Genomic DNA, 18729 nt, shown 5'->3' with positions numbered 1-18729 from the left:
TTACACGAGGGGGTAACGGTTTCAATGGGTGAAGAAAAACGTACGTTCAAGAAAAAAGATATGCCGATTAGGCGGTTACACGATAATGACGAGGAGCTGGACCAGGCAGAAATGGGTGGCGAGTTCGCCGACCTTTTCCAGGACAGTCTGAGGCAGCCGCAGAGCGGCGAAGTCGTCAAGGCGGTCGTGGTTCAGATCGAGCAGGACGTGGTGCTGGTTGATGTCGGCTACAAGTCCGAAGGCGCCATCCGCATCGCCGAGTTCATCGACGAGAACGGCGAGCTGACCGTCAAAGTCGGTGACGAAGTCAACGTCTACTTCGAGCGCGGCGAAAACATCCGCGGCCACATGGTCCTTTCCAAGAAGAAGGCCGATTCTCAGGTTGCCTGGGAAGCCATCGCCGCTGCCGGCGAAGGCGGCGTCATCGAAGGCAAGATCACCGGCAAGGTGAAAGGCGGCATGACCGTCGACGTCGGCGTCGAGGCGTTCCTCCCGGCTTCGCAGGTTGACCTGCGTCCCGGCGGCAACATGGACCGCTTTGTCGGCCAGACCTACCAGTTCCGCATCCTCAAGCTGAACAGGAAGCGCGGCAACCTGGTGCTGTCCCGCCGCGTGCTGCTCGAGGAGGAGCGCGACAAGGCAAGGACCGAGACCCTGGCAACCCTGAAGGAAGGCGACATCGCCAACGGCGTAGTGAAGAACATCGCCGAGTACGGCGCATTCGTCGACCTGGGCGGCGTGGACGGCCTGCTGCACGTCACCGACATGTCCTGGGGCCGCCTTGGTCACCCGTCCGAGATGGTCAAGGTGGGCGACACCCTGAAGGTGATGGTGCTCAAGTACGACCGCGAGAAAGGGAAGATTTCCCTGGGCCTCAAGCAGACCGTGCCCGATCCGTGGCTCAACGTGGCCGAGCGCTACCAGGAAGGCGAGCGCGTGCGCGGCAAAGTGGTGAGCCTCACCGACTACGGCGCATTCATCTCCCTCGAGGACGGCATCGAAGGCCTGGTGCACGTCTCCGAGATGTCCTGGACCCGTCGCGTGCGTCATCCGTCCGAAATCCTCAAGGTAGGTGAGGAAGTCGAGGCGGTGATCCTGGGTGTGGATCCGGGCAACCGCAGGATCTCCCTTGGTCTCAAGCAGACCGAGGTGAACCCCTGGACCGTGATCGGCGAGCGTTACCCGGTCGGCACCAAGATCGAAGGGCAGATCAAGAACATCACCGACTTCGGTGTCTTCATCGGCATCGAGGACGGCATCGACGGCCTGGTCCACGTCTCCGACATCTCCTGGACCCGTCGCGTCAAGCATCCGGGCGAGCTGTTCAGCAAGGGGCAGACCGTGCAGGCCGTGGTTCTCAACATCGACGTCGAGAACGAGCGTCTCTCCCTGGGCATCAAGCAGCTGGTTCCGGATCCGTGGGAAGAGATCCCCAGGAAGTACAAGCCTGGCTCCAAGGTCAAGGGCAAGGTGACCTCCGTGACCGACTTCGGCATCTTCGTCGAGATCGAGGAAGGCATCGAGGGGCTGATCCATGTTTCCGAGATCTCCTACGAGAAGGTGGCTTCCCCGAAAGACTTCGCCAACGTGGGCGACGAGCTCGAGGCAGTTGTGCTGAACGTGGATATGGTCGAGAAGAAGATCGCCCTTTCCATCAAGGCGCTGCAGACCGCAATGGAGAAAGCCGAGATGGCTTCCTACATGGGTAGCCAGGGCGAGGCAACCTCCAGCTTCGGCGATCTCCTCAAGGAGAAGCTGAAGAAGAGCACTGAAGAATAGACCAGTCACTTCGCCGACTGAATAATCTTATAGTTTAGTATTTGAGGTGTTAAATGACTAAGAGCGAACTGATCGACAAACTGGTGGAAGTACGCGGTGCTCTGACCCGCAAGGACTCCGAAGCTGTGGTCTCCATGGTGTTCGACGCCATGAGCGAGGCTCTGACCGCCGGTGACAAGGTGGAGATCCGCGGATTCGGCAGCTTCACTATCCGTGACCGCGAGCCGCGCGAGGCGAGGAACCCGAAGAGCGGTGAGATCGTCAGCATCCCGAGCAAGAAGACCCCGTTCTTCAAGACCGGGAAGGACCTGCGGGAGCGCGTGAACAACATCTAGCAGGTTGACACCGACGGGAATCGGCCCGGATGGCGGAATTGGTAGACGCAACGGACTTAAAATCCGTCGGCCTCACAGCCGTGCCGGTTCGACCCCGGCTCCGGGCACCACGGTAAACCAAAAAGAAGGGCTATGCTCACCGCATAGCCCTTTTTCCTTTCAAACCTATGAAAAGTGAAGTGTCGATGCGTGTCAAAGGGTGCGATCCGGCGGGATGCCAGGGGCTTTGTTGCTACGACGGCGTCTACCTGCTGGCGGGGGAAGATGAGCTGATACGGGCCGTGGTACGAAAATACCCGGATCATTTTAAGGATCTGCCCGCCGATTACCTAGTCGACGGCGCGTGGCCGGATGGCACCAAGGGGGTTAAGAGCGCGACCAGGCCCTTTACTTTCACAACTGCAGATTTTCCCCGCCACTTTAACAACACCAAGTGTGTTTTCGCCACCAGCGACGAGAGGTGCATGTTGCAGTCCCTTGCCGTGGAACTCGGCGTCCACAAATGGACCTTCAAGCCGACCGCATGCTGGCTCTTCCCCTTGACCATTAAGGACGGGGAACTGGCTCCTCCACCCCTGCCGGGCGAGCCAGATCCGGACTACGTCGATGACTCCTATCCCGGCTACGTCACCTTCGTGCCGTGCGGCAAGTTCGCTCCCGGTGGTACCCCTTGGGACGAAGCATTCGCCGGCGAGATCGCTTTTTTCGATACCGTCGACCAACTCCCCCTCTGGGCCAACCGCGGACTCTCCCTGGAGGAGATTATCGAACGGGCAAAGACCTAGCCCGCTGATATACCACCAACCGCTCGCACGCCCAGCCATCGGTTCCCTCCTGAGAACATGCGAGAGCGGGAACACGGCTTCCGGGTCAGGGGGATAGCCGCGCCGTTGCGGGGCCGTGGTCGCCGATGCTGGCTTTTACTCCGAAGCAGAGATGAGCGGATATTAGAAAGGCGTCCTCCTGGTGTGGGAGGACGCCTTTTTTGTGGCCGGGAAGAATCGCATGTTAGAGCTGGATGAACTCCTTCGGCTCGGTATTGGTCGCCATGGTCCATACCGTAGCGGTACCCTTCTTAAGCACGTACACCGCTAGTTGCTCGTAGCCCACCTTGTCGATCCACGGCTTCAGGAAATCCCGCTTGCTAACGATCTCCTTTTTAAGCTCCAGGTCCTCGAGCGCCTCGACCGTTCCGGCAATCCGGACCTGGATCAGGTTCTCGAAGATGCCGTTGCTGAAACAAAGCTCGACCTTGGGGTTCTTGGTCAACTGGCGGTACAGATCCTTGATCTTGCCGGTGTTGAAGACGATGCCGTTCTCGTCGGCCCGGTACAGCAGCATACCGCGCACGTGAGGGGTGTCCCCGTCCACTGTGGCCATATGAAAGATAGGATTCGAGTTCACGAATTCAAGGATCTCTTTTCTGTTCATATATACTCCTTCCAAGCCTGGTAAGTCGCTGTCGGTTGCGACAAGGGATATTATACAACAATGGCGGATGCTGCAAGGGTAGCGTATGTCGATTGGTGCTGCCTAATAAAAAAATGAGATGCGGGTGGTTATTAACCGGCAATCCGGTAGAATGTTGCCCTGTAGCGGCTTTCCTGTAGGCATAGTGCAATCGTTCGCAGCACGAGTTACAGGAGGTTTCAGCGATGAAAGCAGCCGTCGTTCTTCTCACCCTACTGTTAGCCCTGCCTGCTTACGCCCTCGACAAGGACAAGATCTCCCACTTCTGCGGCGGCGCCATCTTGGGCTTGGCATCGGACACGGTCTTGTATCACGCTACGGACCTGGAACGGCCAAAGCGGATGATAGCTGCCACGGGGCTTGCCATGATCCCGGGCTTCGCTATCGAAGTGGCAGACGAGTTTACAGGAACACACTTCAGTTGGTATGATCTTCTAGCAGACGGCCTGGGCTCGGCGACCGGCATGTTGGCGGGTGAACTCATCAACGGTCGGCTGTGGGTGAAGGCTTCGGCGCGCCAGGTGCAGTTGACCGGGCGTTGGTGATGTCGAGGTGGGAAACATGAAGGAAGAACGCGATACAGATCCCGCGGAACGCTGGGTTGCCACCTTCACCTGGGAAGACAGGCTCATCGCACGGTTTTTCCCCAGGTTCTTTAAGCGCTATGCGCCGGAGGAGGTTCAGCGCCAGTGGGAGCTCCTCCTGGCACGCAAGCAGGAGCGTCGCAACCGCTAGGATATGCCGGCTGCCCCGGCCACGGCAAAGGCCAGGCTCCCCTGGCAGCCTGGCCTTTGCGATACGCTTTCGTTACGCGTCTTTTACTCCGTTATTTCTGCTCTTTCTGCTCCTTCTTTTCCTTCTTTTCTGTCTTATCCTTGGGGGGCGCAACCTCCAGTTCGTTGCTCACCTTCCCCTTGCCGACCACGGCTACAGCCGCCTTTTCCACCGCCTTCTTCTCGTCTTCGCTCTTGACCGGGCCTTTCAGGATGACGCGCCCGTCCTTGGTTATTATCTTTACGTTGTGAGCCGTGATGGACAGCGACTTGTCCTTGACCACCGTGCGCCGGATCTCCCGGGTGATCTCCCGGTCGGTCTTGTTCTCCTTCTGCTGGTCGGCGGTCGCCCCCTTGTTCTCTTCCCTGTTCTTCCTGGTGTTATCGGCCTTGGTGGTGTCGTTCTTGTCCTGGGCGGCCTGCAGCACATGCGGTGCGCCCAAGGCGATGGCGGTTGACAGTGTGGCGGCGAGTAGAAGATTGAGTGTTTTCATCGTGGTAACTTCCTCCTTTGGTTTGTGTTATTGGGGATTGCTCTTTTTTGATTGGTAAAAATTAATGTAAAGCGTGCAGGATGTCAACCCATCGCGCATGCAAAGTAACAGAGAGGGAACGGCAATACCTGGGATTCCCTTTTTGACTTCTGCAGAATGTCGGATATTATTAGACTTTTCCGGCCACAGTTCGATGATCACGATGCAAAGGAGAACGACGATTCCATCCCCCGACGTTTCTCACATCCGAAATATTGGCATCATCTCTCATATCGATGCGGGGAAGACTACAGTCACCGAGCGTATCCTCTTCTACAGCGGTGAAACGCACAAGATGGGGGAAGTGCACGACGGCCAGGCGGTCATGGACTGGATGCCTCAGGAGCAGGAGCGGGGCATAACCATCACCGCAAGCGCCACCTCCTGCCGCTGGGGAGAGCACCGGCTCAACCTCATTGACACCCCGGGGCATATCGACTTCACCATCGAGGTGGAGCGGAGCGTCCGGGTGTTGGACGGAGCGGTGGCCATCTTCAGCGCGGTCGAAGGGGTACAGCCCCAGAGCGAGCTGGTATGGCGCCAGGCGGATCGCTATCGCGTACCCCGGATCTGCCTCATCAACAAGATGGACCGTCTGGGAGCGGACCACGGTCACGTGCTGCAGCACATGGCGGAGCGATTGGGGGCACGGGCCGTTTTGCTGCAGCTCCCCATGGGAACGGAGGCTGCTTTTTCCGGAGTAATAGACCTGGTCGGCGAGGAGGCGCTCACGTTCTCCGAGCAGGATCTGGGACGGACGGTGCTCCGTGCACCGGTGCCGCCCGAGTATGCGGACTCGGTACTGAAGGCGCGCCTGCAGTTGACGGAGGTGGCCGCAGACTTTGACGACCAGGTGATGGCGGACTTCCTGGAGGGGCGCAAGGTGGCGGCGAAAGATCTGCACCGGGCACTGCGCAGGGGGACGCTCTCCTGCGAGATCTTCCCGGTGCTGCTGGGGTCGGCCTTGCGCAACAAGGGGGTGCAGCCGGTCCTCGACGCGGTCTGTCTCTACCTGCCGTCCCCGACGGACCTCCCGGCCATGGTGGGGAGGCATCCCGGCAACGGTGAGGCCGAGGTTTTCAGGTGCGATCCCGACCAGCCCCTGCGCGCACTGGCATTCAAGGTCATGGCCGAGGAGGGTAGGCGCCTCACCTACCTGCGCGTCTACTCCGGAAGGGTGAAGACGGGGGCCACCCTGCTGAACGCAAGCCGCGGCGGCAACGAGCGCATCAGGCACCTGTTCCGGATGCACGCACACCGGAGGGAGGAGGTCGCCGAGGCGCTGGCGGGGGACATCGTGGCGGTGACCGGCTGCCAATCGACCCTGACCGGCGACACCCTTTGCGATCCAGGTCACCCCCTGCTCCTGGAAGGGGTGAGCGTGCCCGAGCCGGTGGTTTCACTGGCCGTGGAGGCGAAGGGGGTGGAGGACCGGGCGCACCTCCTCGGGACGCTCGAATTTTTCCAGTGGGAGGACCCGACCTTCCGGGTGCACGAGGATAAGGAGACCGGACAGACCATCCTGACCGGAATGGGGGAGCTGCACCTGGAGATCATCATCGACCGCCTGCGTCGCGAGTACGGCGTGCAGGTGAAGACGGGGCGCCCGAGGGTGGTGTACCGCGAGACGCTGCGGCGCGAGGTGTCCAGACGCGAGTTGTTCCAGGCCATGGCGGACAAGCACCCTGAACCCGCCGAGCTTTTGCTGCGCCTGGTTCCGCTCCCCCGGGGGGGCGGGGTGAGGACCGTGCTTCCGGCCCCGGCGGCGCCCATCACCCCCGAGCTCCTGGCGGCCGTGCAGGAGAGCCTGCTCGATGCGTGCCGCGGCGGCTGCCTGACCGGGTATGCCCTGACCGACCTGGAGGTGCGGGTAGAGGAGCTCCCGGTTGAGCCGGGTGCGCCGGCCCCTTCCGAACTTGCGCTGCGCGGGGCGGCCCAGCGTGGCGTGGTGCTGGCGGCACGCGAGGGCGCCCCCATGCTGCTGGAGCCGATCATGAAACTGGAGCTGGAAACGCCGGCGGAGCACCTGGGGAAGGTGCTTGGGGGGCTGCAGCAGAAAAGGGGGCGGGTGGAGGGGCTGGACCGGCGCGGGGAGCTCGAGCTGGTGAAGGCCACCGTTCCCCTGGCGGAGATGTTCGGCTACATGACCGAGCTGCGCAGCGCCACCAAGGGGCGGGGTAGCTACACCATGGAGTTCCAGGGATTCGAGGAGGCTCCGGCGGAGGTGCAGGAGCGCTTCGGGCTGCTCCGGTAGGGCAACGCTCAGCGTTTCGGAACCCTGCGCCGGTTGTCGCAGCGCTTCATCACCTCGGAGAGTGCCTGCATGCTGTACGGTTTTTGAATGAAGGCGAGGTAGCCGGCGCCTGCAAGCTTCCGGGTCACCTCCTGCTCGCTGTAGCCGCTGGAGATGATCACCTTCACCTCGGGGTCGAACCTCCGCAGCTCCTGGTAGGTCTGTTCCCCGTCCATCTGCGGCATGGTCAGATCGAGGACCACGAAGCGCACGTCCCCGCGCTCACGGTACAGTTCCACGGCCCTGCTGCCGCTGAGCGCGGTCACCACCTGGTAGCCCAACTGCTCCAGCATGGAAGCCCCCACGCTGCAGATGAACTCCTCGTCGTCCACCAAAAGCACGGTCCCGCTCCCCTGCCAGCTTTCCTCCGGCGGCGGCTGACCTGCCTGGTCCTGGATGGGGAGGTCGCTGGCGGGAAGGATCACGGTGAAGGTGGTCCCCTTGCCCGGCTTGCTCTCCACCTTGATGGCGCCCCTGTGCCCCCTGATGATCCCGAGCACAGCCGACATCCCCAGGCCGCGGCCGGTGAACTTGGTGGTGAAAAACGGGTCGAAGATGCGCGACAGCGTCCCGTCGTCCATGCCGCAGCCGTCGTCCTCCACCTGCAGGAACAGGAAATCCCCTTCCTTTATCTCCTTTTCGGACCACGCCCCTTTCAGGTACTGCTCGTCGAAGTGGCGGAAGCCGCTACGGATGGTGATGGTCCCCCCTCGGTCGCCGATCGCCTCGGAGGCGTTGATCACCAGGTTCATCACGATCTGGCGCAACTGGGTGGAGTCCGCCTGCACCGGAGGGAGCTCCTGCGCCAGTTCCATTACCAGCCGGCACTTCTTCGAAACAGAGACCTCCAGCAGGTGGACCATCTCGGTCAAGAGGCTGTTCAGGCTGACCGGCTCGACCACGAACATCCCCTTGCCGGAGTAGGCGAGCATCTGCTTGGCGAGGTCGGCCGCCCTGACCGCCCCCTTCTCTATGTTCTGCAGGTTTTCCACCGCCGGCGAGCCGGGGTCGATACGCATCAGTCCCAGGCTGGAGTTGCCGAGGATCCCGGTGAGGATGTTGTTGAAGTCGTGGGCGATCCCCCCAGCCAGGATCCCCAGGCTCTCCAGCTTCTGGGCGTGCAGCAGCTGCTGCTCAAGCCTCAGGCGTTCCTCCTCGTGGATCCGGCGCTCGAGTTCCGCCGCGGCCCGGCCGCTCACCATCTGCAGGATCTCTTCCGCCAGCTCCCGGTTCAAAAGCGGTTTGTGGCCGATGGTTGCGATCAGCCCGATGGGGACCCCCGTTGAGCCCCAGAGCACCACGCCCAGGTAGCTCTCGGCGTTTAAGTCCTGCAGCACCTGGTCGTTGGGGAACAGTTGGCGTACCCCCTCGCGGTAGCAGCAGATGTTGCGTCCCACAACCTCGCCGCAGGGCGTGTCCTTGAGCGTGTAACGGACGTTCTCCTCGAAGCTGCCGTTGTAGTAGACCGCCACCGTGCGGGCCCAGAGGTTTCCCTCCTCGAGTTGGTCGATGCAGATGAAGTCCATGTCCAGGGTGCCGGCCAGGTAGCGGGCCAGGCGGTGGAAGAACTGCTCGTCAGGGGTGGCGGTCGCGTTGGACTGAGCCAGGAAGGCGAGGCACTCTTCGGTCCGCTTCCTCTTGGTGATCACCTCGAACACGATGACGAAGCACCCCGGCTCGGGGCTGTAAACCGACACGGAGAGCCACTCGCTTATGGCGTTGACGTAACACTCCATCTGCTCCGGCTTCCCGCTCAGGGCCACGCGCCGGAAGGCGGCCAGCAGCTCGGGGTCCGACTCCCACACTCCGGGGAGGATCTCGCTCATCCGCTTTCCCCCCACCGCACGAAGCCCGGTGAGCCGCTCGAAGCTCTGGTTTACCTCAAGGAATACGAAATCCAGAGGCCGCGAGGAGTCCAGGATCATCCTGCAGTAGGCGAAGCCGTTCAGCATGTTGTCGAACAGGGAACGGTAGCGTTCTTCGCTTTTTTTCAGGCTCTCCTCGGCATGCTTGCTCCTGGTGATGTCCATGCCGGTCGCCTGGAACTCCACCACCTGTCCGGTGTCGTCCACGATGGCGCTATTGTTCCACTTCTGCCATACCAGGCGGCCGTCGGGGAGCCACGCCCGTACCTCCAGCGACTGCCCCTGGTTTTCCTCGGTCATGGTCTCGACGCCGCGGATCAAGGCCTCTCGGTCCTGCAGGAAGAAGAAGACATAGAAGTTCTGCCCCAGCAGTTCCTCCTGCTCCTTCTGCAGGTATCGACAATAGGTGTCGTTGGCGAAGGTAAGCATGCCGCCGCGCCGGTAGCGGACCACGAACTCCCCCTGGGTCTGCACCATGGCCCGGTAGCGGGATTCGCTCTCGTGAAGCGCCCTTTCCGCCTCCTTGGTTTCCCTCAAGACGACGCAGACGTGGGAGGGGACGGTTTCGTCCTGAGCCCTGAGCGGCATGACGTCGATGCAGACCGGCACGGGGCTCCCCCTGCGGCGGTTGTGGATGGAGAGGTTGACGTCGCGCGCGGCCTTGCCAAGGCGCAGGACGGCGGTGGCGGGATGCTGGTCGGGCGGAAGAGGGGAGCCCTGTGATGTGCAGAGGTGCCATTGGGGGTGCTCGGGGCTGTGCTGCAGGAACAGGTCCCGCTCCATCCCGAAGATCTCAAGGGCCGCCGCGTTCACCGCAAGCGGGGTGCCGTCCGAGCGTTGGATGAACATTCCCACAGGCAGTTCGTCGAACAGCGCACGGCATTGCTCCAGCGAGTCGAACATCGGCATGTCTCCGCTTTTCGTTTAGCCGGTAAGGATGGAGAAGACCACAGATAGGGTTATATCAGATAGCGCAGAGAGTTCAATTGAGCGAGACTCTACCTGCCAAGTGAAAGTATTAAACACTTGATAGTGCCATGACCGCGGTCGACACTGCCTGCTGTCAATGTCTCGGCACTCCGTGACGATATTCTGGATGGTTGTCGTATTTGTTGCACCGCTTTGTCATGGGGCACCGGAGATAAATCGGCATCTTATGACTTTGGTTGGATTATTGCAAAGAGGTGCAGGTTTGCAGATACTGTCTAAAAAGGAGCAAACTCGTGTTCTTGATCCTCAGATCCACACCCGACCGCAGGGAGAACCGCCTGCCTAAGCAGCGGCCTCTGCTGGACCGCAACGCCCACCTCGTTCCCCGGCACGACCTGAGGATGCCGCTGCCTTCCCGGCAGGTGCGTATCTTCGTCGGCGAAGGGCTTTTCTGCCAGCAGGAAGCGCCGCTACTCTGAAGACCCGGCCCTTTGCGCTGGCGCAGGGTCGTTTTTTCTGCCACAATGTCTACCGCCCCGCAAAGGGGTACTGGGGAGGTATTCCATGTCCGGATCCGGCGCGCCCATCAGGATTGGCGTCAGCTCCTGCCTTTTGGGTGAGAAGGTACGCTACGACGGCGGCCACAAGCACGACCCCTACCTCACGGAGGTCTTGGGGAGGTTCTTCAGCTTCGTGCCGGTCTGCCCCGAGGTTGAGTGCGGCATGAGCACCCCGCGCGAGGCGATGCGCCTGGAGGGGGACCCGGACAAGCCGCGGCTCATGACCCACAGGACGCGCGTCGACAAGACTGAACAGATGCTCCGCTTCTGCCGTGACAAGGTGGAGCAGCTCGCGGGCGAGGATCTCTGCGGCTTCGTCTTCAAGAAGGGTTCCCCGTCCTCGGGGCTGTTCCGGGTCAAGGTGTACCGGGAGGGGATGCCCCCCACAAGCGGCAGCGGCCTCTTCGCAGCGGCGGTGGCGCGGCGCTTCCCGCAGCTTCCCTTGGAGGAGGAGGGGAGGCTGAACGATCCGGTGCTCCGGGAAAACTTCATCGAGCGGGTCTTCGCTTTCCGGCGCTGGAAGGACTTCCTGGCCCATGAACCCGACCTCGGCAAGCTGGTCCGGTTCCATACCTGCCAAAAGCTGCTGGTCATGTCGCACAGCACCCAGCTCTACCGCGAGCTCGGGGCACTGGTCGCCAAAGGGAAGGAGCTCCCGCTCCCGGAACTGCTGGAGCGTTACCAGGGGCTCTACATGAAGGCACTGGAACTGCACGCGACGGTGAAGAAGCAGACCAACGTGCTGATGCACATCATGGGGTACTTCAAGAAGGAGCTCACCGCCGAGGAGAAGCATGAGCTCGTGCAGCTGATCGGCCAGTATCACGACGGGCTGGTGCCGCTGGTGGTGCCCATGACTCTCCTCAGGCACTACATCGCCAAGTACCGGCAGCAGTACCTGCAGCAGCAGGTGTACCTTTCCCCCCACCCGGCGGAGCTGATGCTGCGCAACCACGCCTGATCGACCCGCCGAAACACCCCCCATTAGTTTTTCTCTATCCTGGAGCGCCCGCTTCGGCTATAGTTTGCCAATTCCGCAACTGCAGAGGTGCCGTATGGAAGCGACACGCGAGATCTACTGGAATGTCAACCATGGTCTGATATGGGTCATGTACCTGTTCGCCTTCCTGGCCCTGGGAGGGTGCGCCTGGGGGTTCCGGTCGCGCTTGCCGCTCTACCGGCAGGGCAAGCCCCTGGACCGGTTGGACCGGCTTTCGCTGCGCCTGAAGCACATGGCGCGCGGCGCCCTTACCCAGGCCAAGGTGCTCCGGGTTCCCGTGCCGGGGACGCTGCATGCCTTCTTCTTCTGGGGCTTTCTGCTGCTCTTCATCGGCACCCTGCTCATCATGCTGCAGGCGGACTTCACCGCTCCGCTTTTGGCCATAACCTTCCTGAAGGGGACCTTCTACAAGGCATACTCTCTGGTCCTCGACCTCGCCGGCATCATCGCGATCCTGATGCTCGGGGGGCTGTTCGTGCGCCGCTTCCTGGTCAGGCCCCCGGCGCTCCCCACCAAGGGGGACGACTACCTGGCGCACGCGCTCCTCTTCACCATCCTCGTTACCGGGTTCGTGGTGGAGTCGCTGCGGATGGCCGCCACCGAGGTGACGGTGAACCCGGAGCTGGCCCGGTTCTCGCCCGGTGGGCTGCTGCTGGCTCCCCTGTTCTCCGGGATGGACCTCGGCAGCATCTCGGTCGCGCACAAGGCCCTCTGGTGGGTTCACTTCTTCCTCGCCATGGGCTTCATCGTCGCCATTCCCTTCACCAAGTTGAGGCACCTGTTCACCGATCCGGCCAACTACCTGTTCACCGACCTGCGCCCCAAGGGGGCCATCGCCACCATCAACCTCGAGGACGAGAGCGCGGAGCAGTTCGGCGCCGCCAAGGCGACCGATCTCGCCTGGAAGGACATCTACGACGCCGATGCCTGTACCTTGTGCAGGCGCTGCCAGGACCGCTGCCCGGCCTGGAACACCGAAAAGCCACTCTCACCCATGAGGGTGGTGCAGCAGGTGGGGGAGATGGCGCTCAACGACCCGCAGGGGGATCTCTGCCGCTACGTCACCGAGGAGGTGCTCTGGGACTGCACCACCTGCCGCGCCTGCCAGGAGATCTGCCCGGTGGACATCGAGCACGTCAACAAGATCCTCGAGATGCGCCGAAACCTCGCGCTCATGGAGGGGAGCTTCCCGGGAGACGAGGTGCGGACCGCCATGGGCAACTACGAGGTGAACGGCAACCCCTTTGGCCTCGCCTGGGCCGAGCGCGGCGCCTGGGCCGAGGGGCTCGACGTGGTCACCCTGGAGAGCGGTGAGCCCTTCGACGTGATGTACTTCGTGGGTTGTTATGCCTCCTTCGACCGCAGGAACAAGGAGGTGGCCAAGGCGTTCGCAAAGATCTGCTCAGCGGCCGGGATCAGGCTCGGCATCCTGGGTAAGGAGGAGAAGTGCTGCGGGGAGCCGCCGCGGAAACTGGGGAACGAGTACCTGTACCAGACCATGGCGCAGGAGAACATCGAAAGGATCAAGGGGTACGGGGTGCGGGAGATCGTCACCACCTGCCCGCACTGCTTCAACGCGCTGGCGCGCGACTACCGCGACCTCGGCCTGGAGATCCCGGTGCGCCACTACACCTCGTTGCTGGCGGAGCTCCTGGAGCAGGGGCGCCTGAAGCTGGACCCCGGCGAGGGCTTCGACTGCACCTACCACGATTCCTGCTACATCGGCCGTTACGCCGACATCTTCGAGCCGCCGCGCGAGATCCTGGAACGGATGGGCGGGAACATAGCCGAGATGGACCGAAACCGCAGGGAGAGCTTCTGCTGCGGCGGGGGAGGGGGGCGCATCCTTGCCGAGGAGAAGGTCGGCACCCGCATCAGCACCGCCCGGGTGCAGATGGCCGGAGCGACCCGAGCGCCGATGCTGGTCTCCAACTGCCCGTTCTGCCTCACCATGTTCGAGGACGGCATCAAGACCGGCGGACTGGAGGGAAACCTCGCGGCGCGCGACCTGGCCGAACTGGTGGCGGCGCGGCTTTCGGGGAGCGGCCCCGGAGGTGCCTGTCCCCTTGCCTCGTAGCTCGGGACATTTTTCTCATGAGCTTCATTGACTTGTGCACTTCAGGCGTGCGATAGTGTGATGGGCCTTCCCGCTGCCGTCCGGCGGCGGGGGAGGCCGCACCCCAGCTTTAAGGATGGAGCAGTGGTCCACCACGCCTTGACAGGCAAAAAGCAGCGCTTCGGCAAAAGTTTTCGGCCCCGCTTCCCCCAGCTCCGCTCCGGCATCACCCTGCTCGCCCTCTTCCTGCTGCTGGTCCCGCTGTGTCTTGCCGCCTTCGCCGAGTTCATCCCCGATCCCGCGCACCAGGCTCCCGCGACCGTCGTGGTGGGGGGGGACCGCGCCTATCCCCCCTATGAGTTCATCGACAGGGACGGCAACCCCGCCGGCTACAACGTCGACCTGACCCGCGCCATCGCCGAAGTGATGGGGATGAAGGTCCGCTTTGTCTTCGGCAACTGGTCCGAGATGCGCGCCGGGCTGCAAAACGGCAGCATCGACATCCTGCAAGGGCTCTCCTATTCAGCGCAGCGCCTGAACTCGGTCGAATTCTCGCCGCCGCACACCATCGTGCACCACGCCATCTTCGCCCGGCGCGACGCCAAACCGGTCAAGAGCCTAGAGGAGCTGCGCGGCAGGAAGGTGCTGGTCTTCCAGGCCGGCATCATGCACGAGCGCCTGAAGCAGATGGGGTTCGAAAAGGACCTGGTGCTCACCCCCACGCCCGCCGAGGCGCTCAGGCTGCTCGCCTCGGGGCAGGGTGACTACGCGGTGGTGGCCCAACTTCCCGGTATCTACCTGATCCGCGAACTGCGCCTCACCAACCTGGTTCCGGTCGCGAAGGCCGTGGTGAGCGAGCAGTACTGCTACGCGGTCGAGCGCGGCGACAAGGAGCTCCTGGCCCGCTTCAACGAGGGGCTCGCCATCGTCATCAAGACCGGCCAGTACGCCCAGATCTACAACCGCTGGCTCGGGGTGAACGATCCACCCAGGGTGACCCGCGAACTGGCCCTCAGGTATGGGGCGATGGTCTTGGTTCCCCTGCTGATCATCCTGGCGGTGACGGTGCTCTGGTCCAAGACCCTGCACAAGCGGGTGGCGGAGCGGACCACGGCGCTGGCCCAGGAGGTGGCCGAGCGCAACAAGGCCCTGGAGGAGTTGAAGCGCCACCAGGACAAGCTGATCCAGGCCGACAAGATGACCTCGCTGGGGACCCTGGTCTCCGGCGTCGCGCACGAGATCAACAACCCCAACGGCCTGCTCCTTCTCGATATCCCGGTGCTGAAGCGGGTGCATGACGACGCGGAGGAGATCCTGGAGGCGCATTACCGCGAGCAGGGTGACTTCATGCTCGGCGGGGTCCCCTACTCGGAGATGCGCGACGAGATCCCGCGCATCCTGGACGAGATGCAGGACGGCGCCCAGCGCATCAAGCGTATCGTCAACGACCTGAAGGACTTCGCCCGCAAGGACATGGGGCAGAAGTCGCTCATCGACCTGGATGCGGTGGCGAGGACCGCGCTGCGCCTGGTGGACCCGACCATCCGCTCCTCCACCGACCACTTCCAGGCCGTCTTCCACGGGTCGCTGCCGCAGATTTCGGGCAACGGCCAGCGCATCGAGCAGGTCATCGTCAACCTGGTGCTGAACGCCTGCCAGGCACTCCCCAACCGCGAGTGCGGCGTGTTTCTCGGCACCAGCTACGACGCGGAGCGCGGCCAGGTCCTGCTCCAGGTCACCGACCAGGGGGTGGGAGTGGCGCAGGAGCACCTTCCCTACCTGCTCGATCCCTTCTTCACCACCAAGAGGGAGAGCGGCGGCACCGGCCTCGGGCTCTCCGTCTCCGCGGGGATCGTCAAGGAGCACGGCGGGGCCCTGCAGTTCCAGTCCAACGCGGGGGCGGGCACCACGGTGACCCTCTCTTTTCCCGTCCCCGACAGGAGTCCGTCGACATGAAAAAGACCCTTTTCCCCGCCTTTGGCATCCTTCTGGTGGACGACGAGCCGGCCTGGCTCAAGTCGTTCGCGCTCACCCTGAAGAGCTGCGCCGGGATCAACAACATCGTCACCTGCCAGGAGAGCCGGGAGGTGATGGGGCTCCTCGACCAAGGGGGGATCGGGCTGGTGCTTTTGGACCTCACCATGCCGCAGCCCTGCGGTGAAACGCTGTTGCAGCAGATCGGGGAGAGCCACCCGGGCATCATGACCATCATCGTGAGCGGCATGAACCAGCTGGAGACTGCGGTGCGCTGCATGAAGCTGGGTGCCTTCGACTACATCGTCAAGACCGACGAGGAGGACCGCCTGGTGAGCGGGGTGCTGCGCGCCGTCCGGATCCTCGAACTGCAGCAGGAGTTCCGCACCATGTCGGACCGGATGCTGTCGCGGGAGCTGAAGCACCCCGAGGCCTTCGTGGACATCGTCACCTGCGACCCCCGCATGCACGACCTGTTCAACTACGTGGAGGCGGTTTCCCCCAGCCACCAGCCGCTTTTGATCACCGGTGAGAGCGGGGTGGGGAAGGAACTGGTGGCCCGCGCGGTGCACACCCTGAGCGGCTGCTCCGGGCCGCTGGTCGCCGTCAACGTGGCCGGGCTCGACGACACGGTCTTCGCTGACACGCTGTTCGGCCACGTGCGCGGCGCCTACACCGGCGCCGACCAGGCCCGCCCCGGCATGATCGAGCAGGCCGGCAACGGCACGCTGTTTCTGGACGAGATAGGGGACCTGAGCATCGCTTCCCAGGTGAAGCTGTTGCGCCTGCTCCAGGAGGGGGAGTACTTCCCGCTGGGTGGCGACCGCCCCAAGAGGATGAACGCGCGCATCGTGGTGGCGACCCACCGCGACCTGGCCGCCAGGGAGGCGGCGGGGGAGTTCCGGCGCGACCTCTATTACCGTCTCTGCACCCACCGCATCAGCATTCCGCCGTTAAGGGAGAGGGTTGGGGACATCCCGCTGCTGCTCGATTACTTCCTGAACGAGGCGGCCAAGTCGCTGGGGAAGAAGAAGCCCACCCCCCCAAAGGAGCTGGCCCAGGTGCTTGCCACCTACAGCTTCCCCGGCAACGTCCGCGAGCTGCGCGGCATGGTCTACAACGCGGTCAGCCTGCACAAGGATCGCATCCTTTCCATGGAGAGTTTCCTCAAGGCGATCGGGCAGAGCCGCGACACGGCCAACCCGCCGCTCCAGAGTCAAAACCCGTTTGCGACTTTCGAGCGCCTCCCCACCTTCGTCGAGGCTGCCGAGCTGCTGGTGGAGGAGGCCATCAGCCGCTCCAACGGTGTGCAGGCCATTGCGGCGCGGCTTTTGGGCATCTCCGCACCCGCGCTCAACAAGCGTCTCAAGATGTCGCGCAAGTAGGCAACGCGGCGGAGAGCCACCTTCCTCTCCGCCGCGGCCGCCGCGACTTTTTTTTTATCCCCCTGCCCCGAAATACACTCTGCCCGCGCCTCACCCCCCGCTGCAGCACTAATGGTCTTAACCTAGGTTAACTCCTTAACCATGGTTAAGCGCCTGCATCTTCCCGAAACGTAGACACTTCCCCGATTGCAACAACAAAGGTATTCACTTTGGTTAATACCTTTTCGGGCCCCTTTCATTCGTAAAACATTATTTTCCGATGTAAAATCGACGACTTGCATCCGTATACGGCCTCTTGGTACCGCTCTTGCTGATATGGAGTGTCAAACAGTGTTATCGGCTAACGCCTTTGTCGGATCTATAATCCAGGTTCACGAGAGCCAATCAAAAGGAGAGACCATGAAAACGAAGAAGTTCTACCAGGTTCTGTACTTCCAGGTGCTGCTGGCGATATCCATCGGTGTCGCGCTTGGCTACTACCTGCCTGACACCGGAGCGGCCATGAAGCCTTTGGGCGACGGCTTCATCAAGATGATCAAGATGATCATCACCCCGGTTATCTTCTGTACCGTGGTAACCGGCATCGCCGGCATGGACGATATGAAGAAGGTGGGACGCGTGGGAGGCAAGGCGCTGCTCTACTTCGAAGTGGTCTCGACCGTGGCGCTCGGCATCGGCCTTTTGGTGATCAATGTGATCCAGCCCGGTGTGGGCATGAACGCCGACGTCACCAAGCTGGATACGAAAGGGCTCGCCACCTACACCGCTACCGCGGCCAAGTCGCACAGCTTCGCAGATTTCGCCCTGAGCATCATCCCCAACAGCGTGGTCGACGCCTTCGCCAAGGGGGAGATCCTCCAGGTGCTCTTCTTCGCCATCTTCTTCGGCCTGGCCCTTTCCGCGCTCGGCGAGAAGGGAAAGCCGATCTACAAGTTCATCGATGACGTCTCCCACGCCCTGTTCGGGGTGGTCAACCTGATCATGAAGTTCGCCCCCATCGGTGCGTTCGGGGCCATGGCCTTCACCATCGGCAAGTTCGGCCTGGGCTCGCTGGCGAAGCTGGGGATGCTGATGGGTAGCTTCTACCTCACCTGCCTCTTGTTCATCTTCGTGGTGCTCGGCACCATCGGCAAGATCTGCGGCTTCAACATCTTCAAGTTCATCTCCTACATCAAGGAAGAGCTCCTGATCGTACTGGGAACCTCCTCCTCCGAATCGGCGCTGCCGCGCATGATGGCGAAGCTCGAGAACCTCGGCTGCACCAAGTCCGTCGTCGGCCTGGTCATCCCGACCGGCTACTCCTTCAACCTGGACGGCACCTCCATTTACCTGACCATGGCCGCCATCTTCGTGGCGCAGGCCACCAACACCCCGCTCACCATGACCCAGACCCTGACCATCCTTGGCGTGCTGATGCTCACCTCCAAGGGTGCCGCAGGCGTCACCGGCAGCGGCTTCGTGACGCTGGCCGCGACCTTCGCCGCCATCCCGACCATCCCGGTGGCGGGACTGGCCCTGATCCTTGGGATCGACCGCTTCATGTCCGAGGCGCGCGCCCTCACCAACCTGGTGGGCAACGGTGTTGCCACCGTGGTGGTATCCCGCTGGGAGAACGAGCTCGACATGGAGCGTATGTCCCGCGTGCTGAACCACCAGGAGATCGAGGAGGAGCCCGAGATGGGGCTCTTGGAGCCGGAGCCGGAAGAGGCATAGCGTTTTCACGGGGGCGGCCGGGCCGTCCCCTTCATTTTCGCCCCGAGAGGGGCTTCTCGAGAG

15 protein-coding genes and 1 tRNA gene are annotated in these 18729 nt (G+C 62.5%); 13 read left to right on the top strand and 3 right to left on the bottom strand.

Translation table 11 applies throughout. The annotated features are described in order from the left end of the window. The first annotated feature begins 24 nt into the window (after positions 1-24). The 4 genes from KOM00_RS08590 (at position 25) to KOM00_RS08575 (ending at position 2899) form a co-directional block, all read left to right on the top strand. Positions 25-1779 (top strand): 30S ribosomal protein S1, encoded by a 1755-nt coding sequence (locus KOM00_RS08590; protein ID WP_216498498.1) that lies wholly within the window; start codon positions 25-27, stop codon positions 1777-1779. A gap of 53 nt (positions 1780-1832) precedes the next feature. Next, a complete protein-coding gene (locus KOM00_RS08585) occupies positions 1833-2114 on the top strand; it encodes an integration host factor subunit beta (protein WP_216498497.1) in 282 nt (93 codons plus the stop codon). Positions 2115-2137: 23 nt separating this feature from the next. Further along, a tRNA-Leu gene (locus tag KOM00_RS08580) sits at positions 2138-2224 on the top strand. Between the two features lie 75 nt (positions 2225-2299). Next, positions 2300-2899, top strand: coding sequence for a hypothetical protein (locus KOM00_RS08575; RefSeq protein ID WP_216498496.1), 600 nt, complete (start codon positions 2300-2302; stop codon positions 2897-2899). Positions 2900-3122: 223 nt separating this feature from the next. Here KOM00_RS08575 and KOM00_RS08570 read toward each other — a convergent pair whose 3' ends face one another. Next, positions 3123-3545, bottom strand: coding sequence for a pyridoxamine 5'-phosphate oxidase family protein (locus tag KOM00_RS08570; RefSeq protein WP_216498495.1), 423 nt, complete (start codon positions 3543-3545; stop codon positions 3123-3125). A gap of 224 nt (positions 3546-3769) precedes the next feature. Between KOM00_RS08570 and KOM00_RS08565 the strand changes: the two genes are divergently transcribed. Continuing rightward, positions 3770-4129, top strand: coding sequence for a VanZ family protein (locus KOM00_RS08565; protein WP_216498494.1), 360 nt, complete (start codon positions 3770-3772; stop codon positions 4127-4129). Positions 4130-4145: 16 nt separating this feature from the next. After that, positions 4146-4319, top strand: coding sequence for a hypothetical protein (locus KOM00_RS08560; RefSeq protein ID WP_216498493.1), 174 nt, complete (start codon positions 4146-4148; stop codon positions 4317-4319). A 91-nt stretch (positions 4320-4410) separates the two neighbouring features. Here KOM00_RS08560 and KOM00_RS08555 read toward each other — a convergent pair whose 3' ends face one another. Then, the gene (locus KOM00_RS08555) at positions 4411-4851 is read right to left on the bottom strand and encodes a BON domain-containing protein (RefSeq protein WP_216498492.1); all 441 of its coding nucleotides are present in this window, start codon (positions 4849-4851) and stop codon (positions 4411-4413) included. Positions 4852-5071: 220 nt separating this feature from the next. Here KOM00_RS08555 and fusA point away from each other — a divergent pair, with 220 nt between their 5' ends. After that, complete coding sequence (gene fusA / locus KOM00_RS08550) at positions 5072-7144, top strand: elongation factor G (protein ID WP_407931684.1); 2073 nt, start codon at positions 5072-5074, stop codon at positions 7142-7144. Between the two features lie 8 nt (positions 7145-7152). Here fusA and KOM00_RS08545 read toward each other — a convergent pair whose 3' ends face one another. Further along, on the bottom strand, positions 7153-9951 hold the full coding sequence (locus tag KOM00_RS08545; protein WP_216498490.1) for a hybrid sensor histidine kinase/response regulator: 2799 nt from the start codon (positions 9949-9951) through the stop codon (positions 7153-7155). Between the two features lie 320 nt (positions 9952-10271). Here KOM00_RS08545 and KOM00_RS08540 point away from each other — a divergent pair, with 320 nt between their 5' ends. From KOM00_RS08540 to KOM00_RS08515, 6 genes are all read left to right on the top strand, one after another. After that, positions 10272-10457 (top strand): hypothetical protein, encoded by a 186-nt coding sequence (locus KOM00_RS08540; protein ID WP_216498489.1) that lies wholly within the window; start codon positions 10272-10274, stop codon positions 10455-10457. An 85-nt stretch (positions 10458-10542) separates the two neighbouring features. After that, positions 10543-11499, top strand: coding sequence for a YbgA family protein (locus tag KOM00_RS08535; RefSeq protein ID WP_216498488.1), 957 nt, complete (start codon positions 10543-10545; stop codon positions 11497-11499). Positions 11500-11593: 94 nt separating this feature from the next. Beyond that, a complete protein-coding gene (locus KOM00_RS08530) occupies positions 11594-13615 on the top strand; it encodes a heterodisulfide reductase-related iron-sulfur binding cluster (RefSeq protein ID WP_216498487.1) in 2022 nt (673 codons plus the stop codon). 123 nt (positions 13616-13738) lie between these two features. Further along, positions 13739-15550: a transporter substrate-binding domain-containing protein gene (locus tag KOM00_RS08525; protein WP_216498486.1), complete on the top strand. Its 1812-nt coding sequence runs from the start codon at positions 13739-13741 to the stop codon at positions 15548-15550. Then, the gene (locus KOM00_RS08520; RefSeq protein ID WP_216498485.1) at positions 15547-16953 is read left to right on the top strand and encodes a sigma-54-dependent transcriptional regulator; all 1407 of its coding nucleotides are present in this window, start codon (positions 15547-15549) and stop codon (positions 16951-16953) included. Before KOM00_RS08525 ends, KOM00_RS08520 begins: the two co-directional genes overlap by 4 nt. Before the next feature lie 399 nt (positions 16954-17352). Then, complete coding sequence (locus KOM00_RS08515) at positions 17353-18666, top strand: dicarboxylate/amino acid:cation symporter (RefSeq protein WP_216498484.1); 1314 nt, start codon at positions 17353-17355, stop codon at positions 18664-18666. Positions 18667-18729: the final 63 nt, after the last annotated feature.

Origin of the sequence: Geomonas diazotrophica, assembly GCF_018919385.1 — a bacterium.
Taxonomy (GTDB): Bacteria; Desulfobacterota; Desulfuromonadia; order Geobacterales; family Geobacteraceae; genus Geomonas; species Geomonas diazotrophica.
This window is presented reverse-complemented; position numbering and strand designations above follow the sequence as displayed.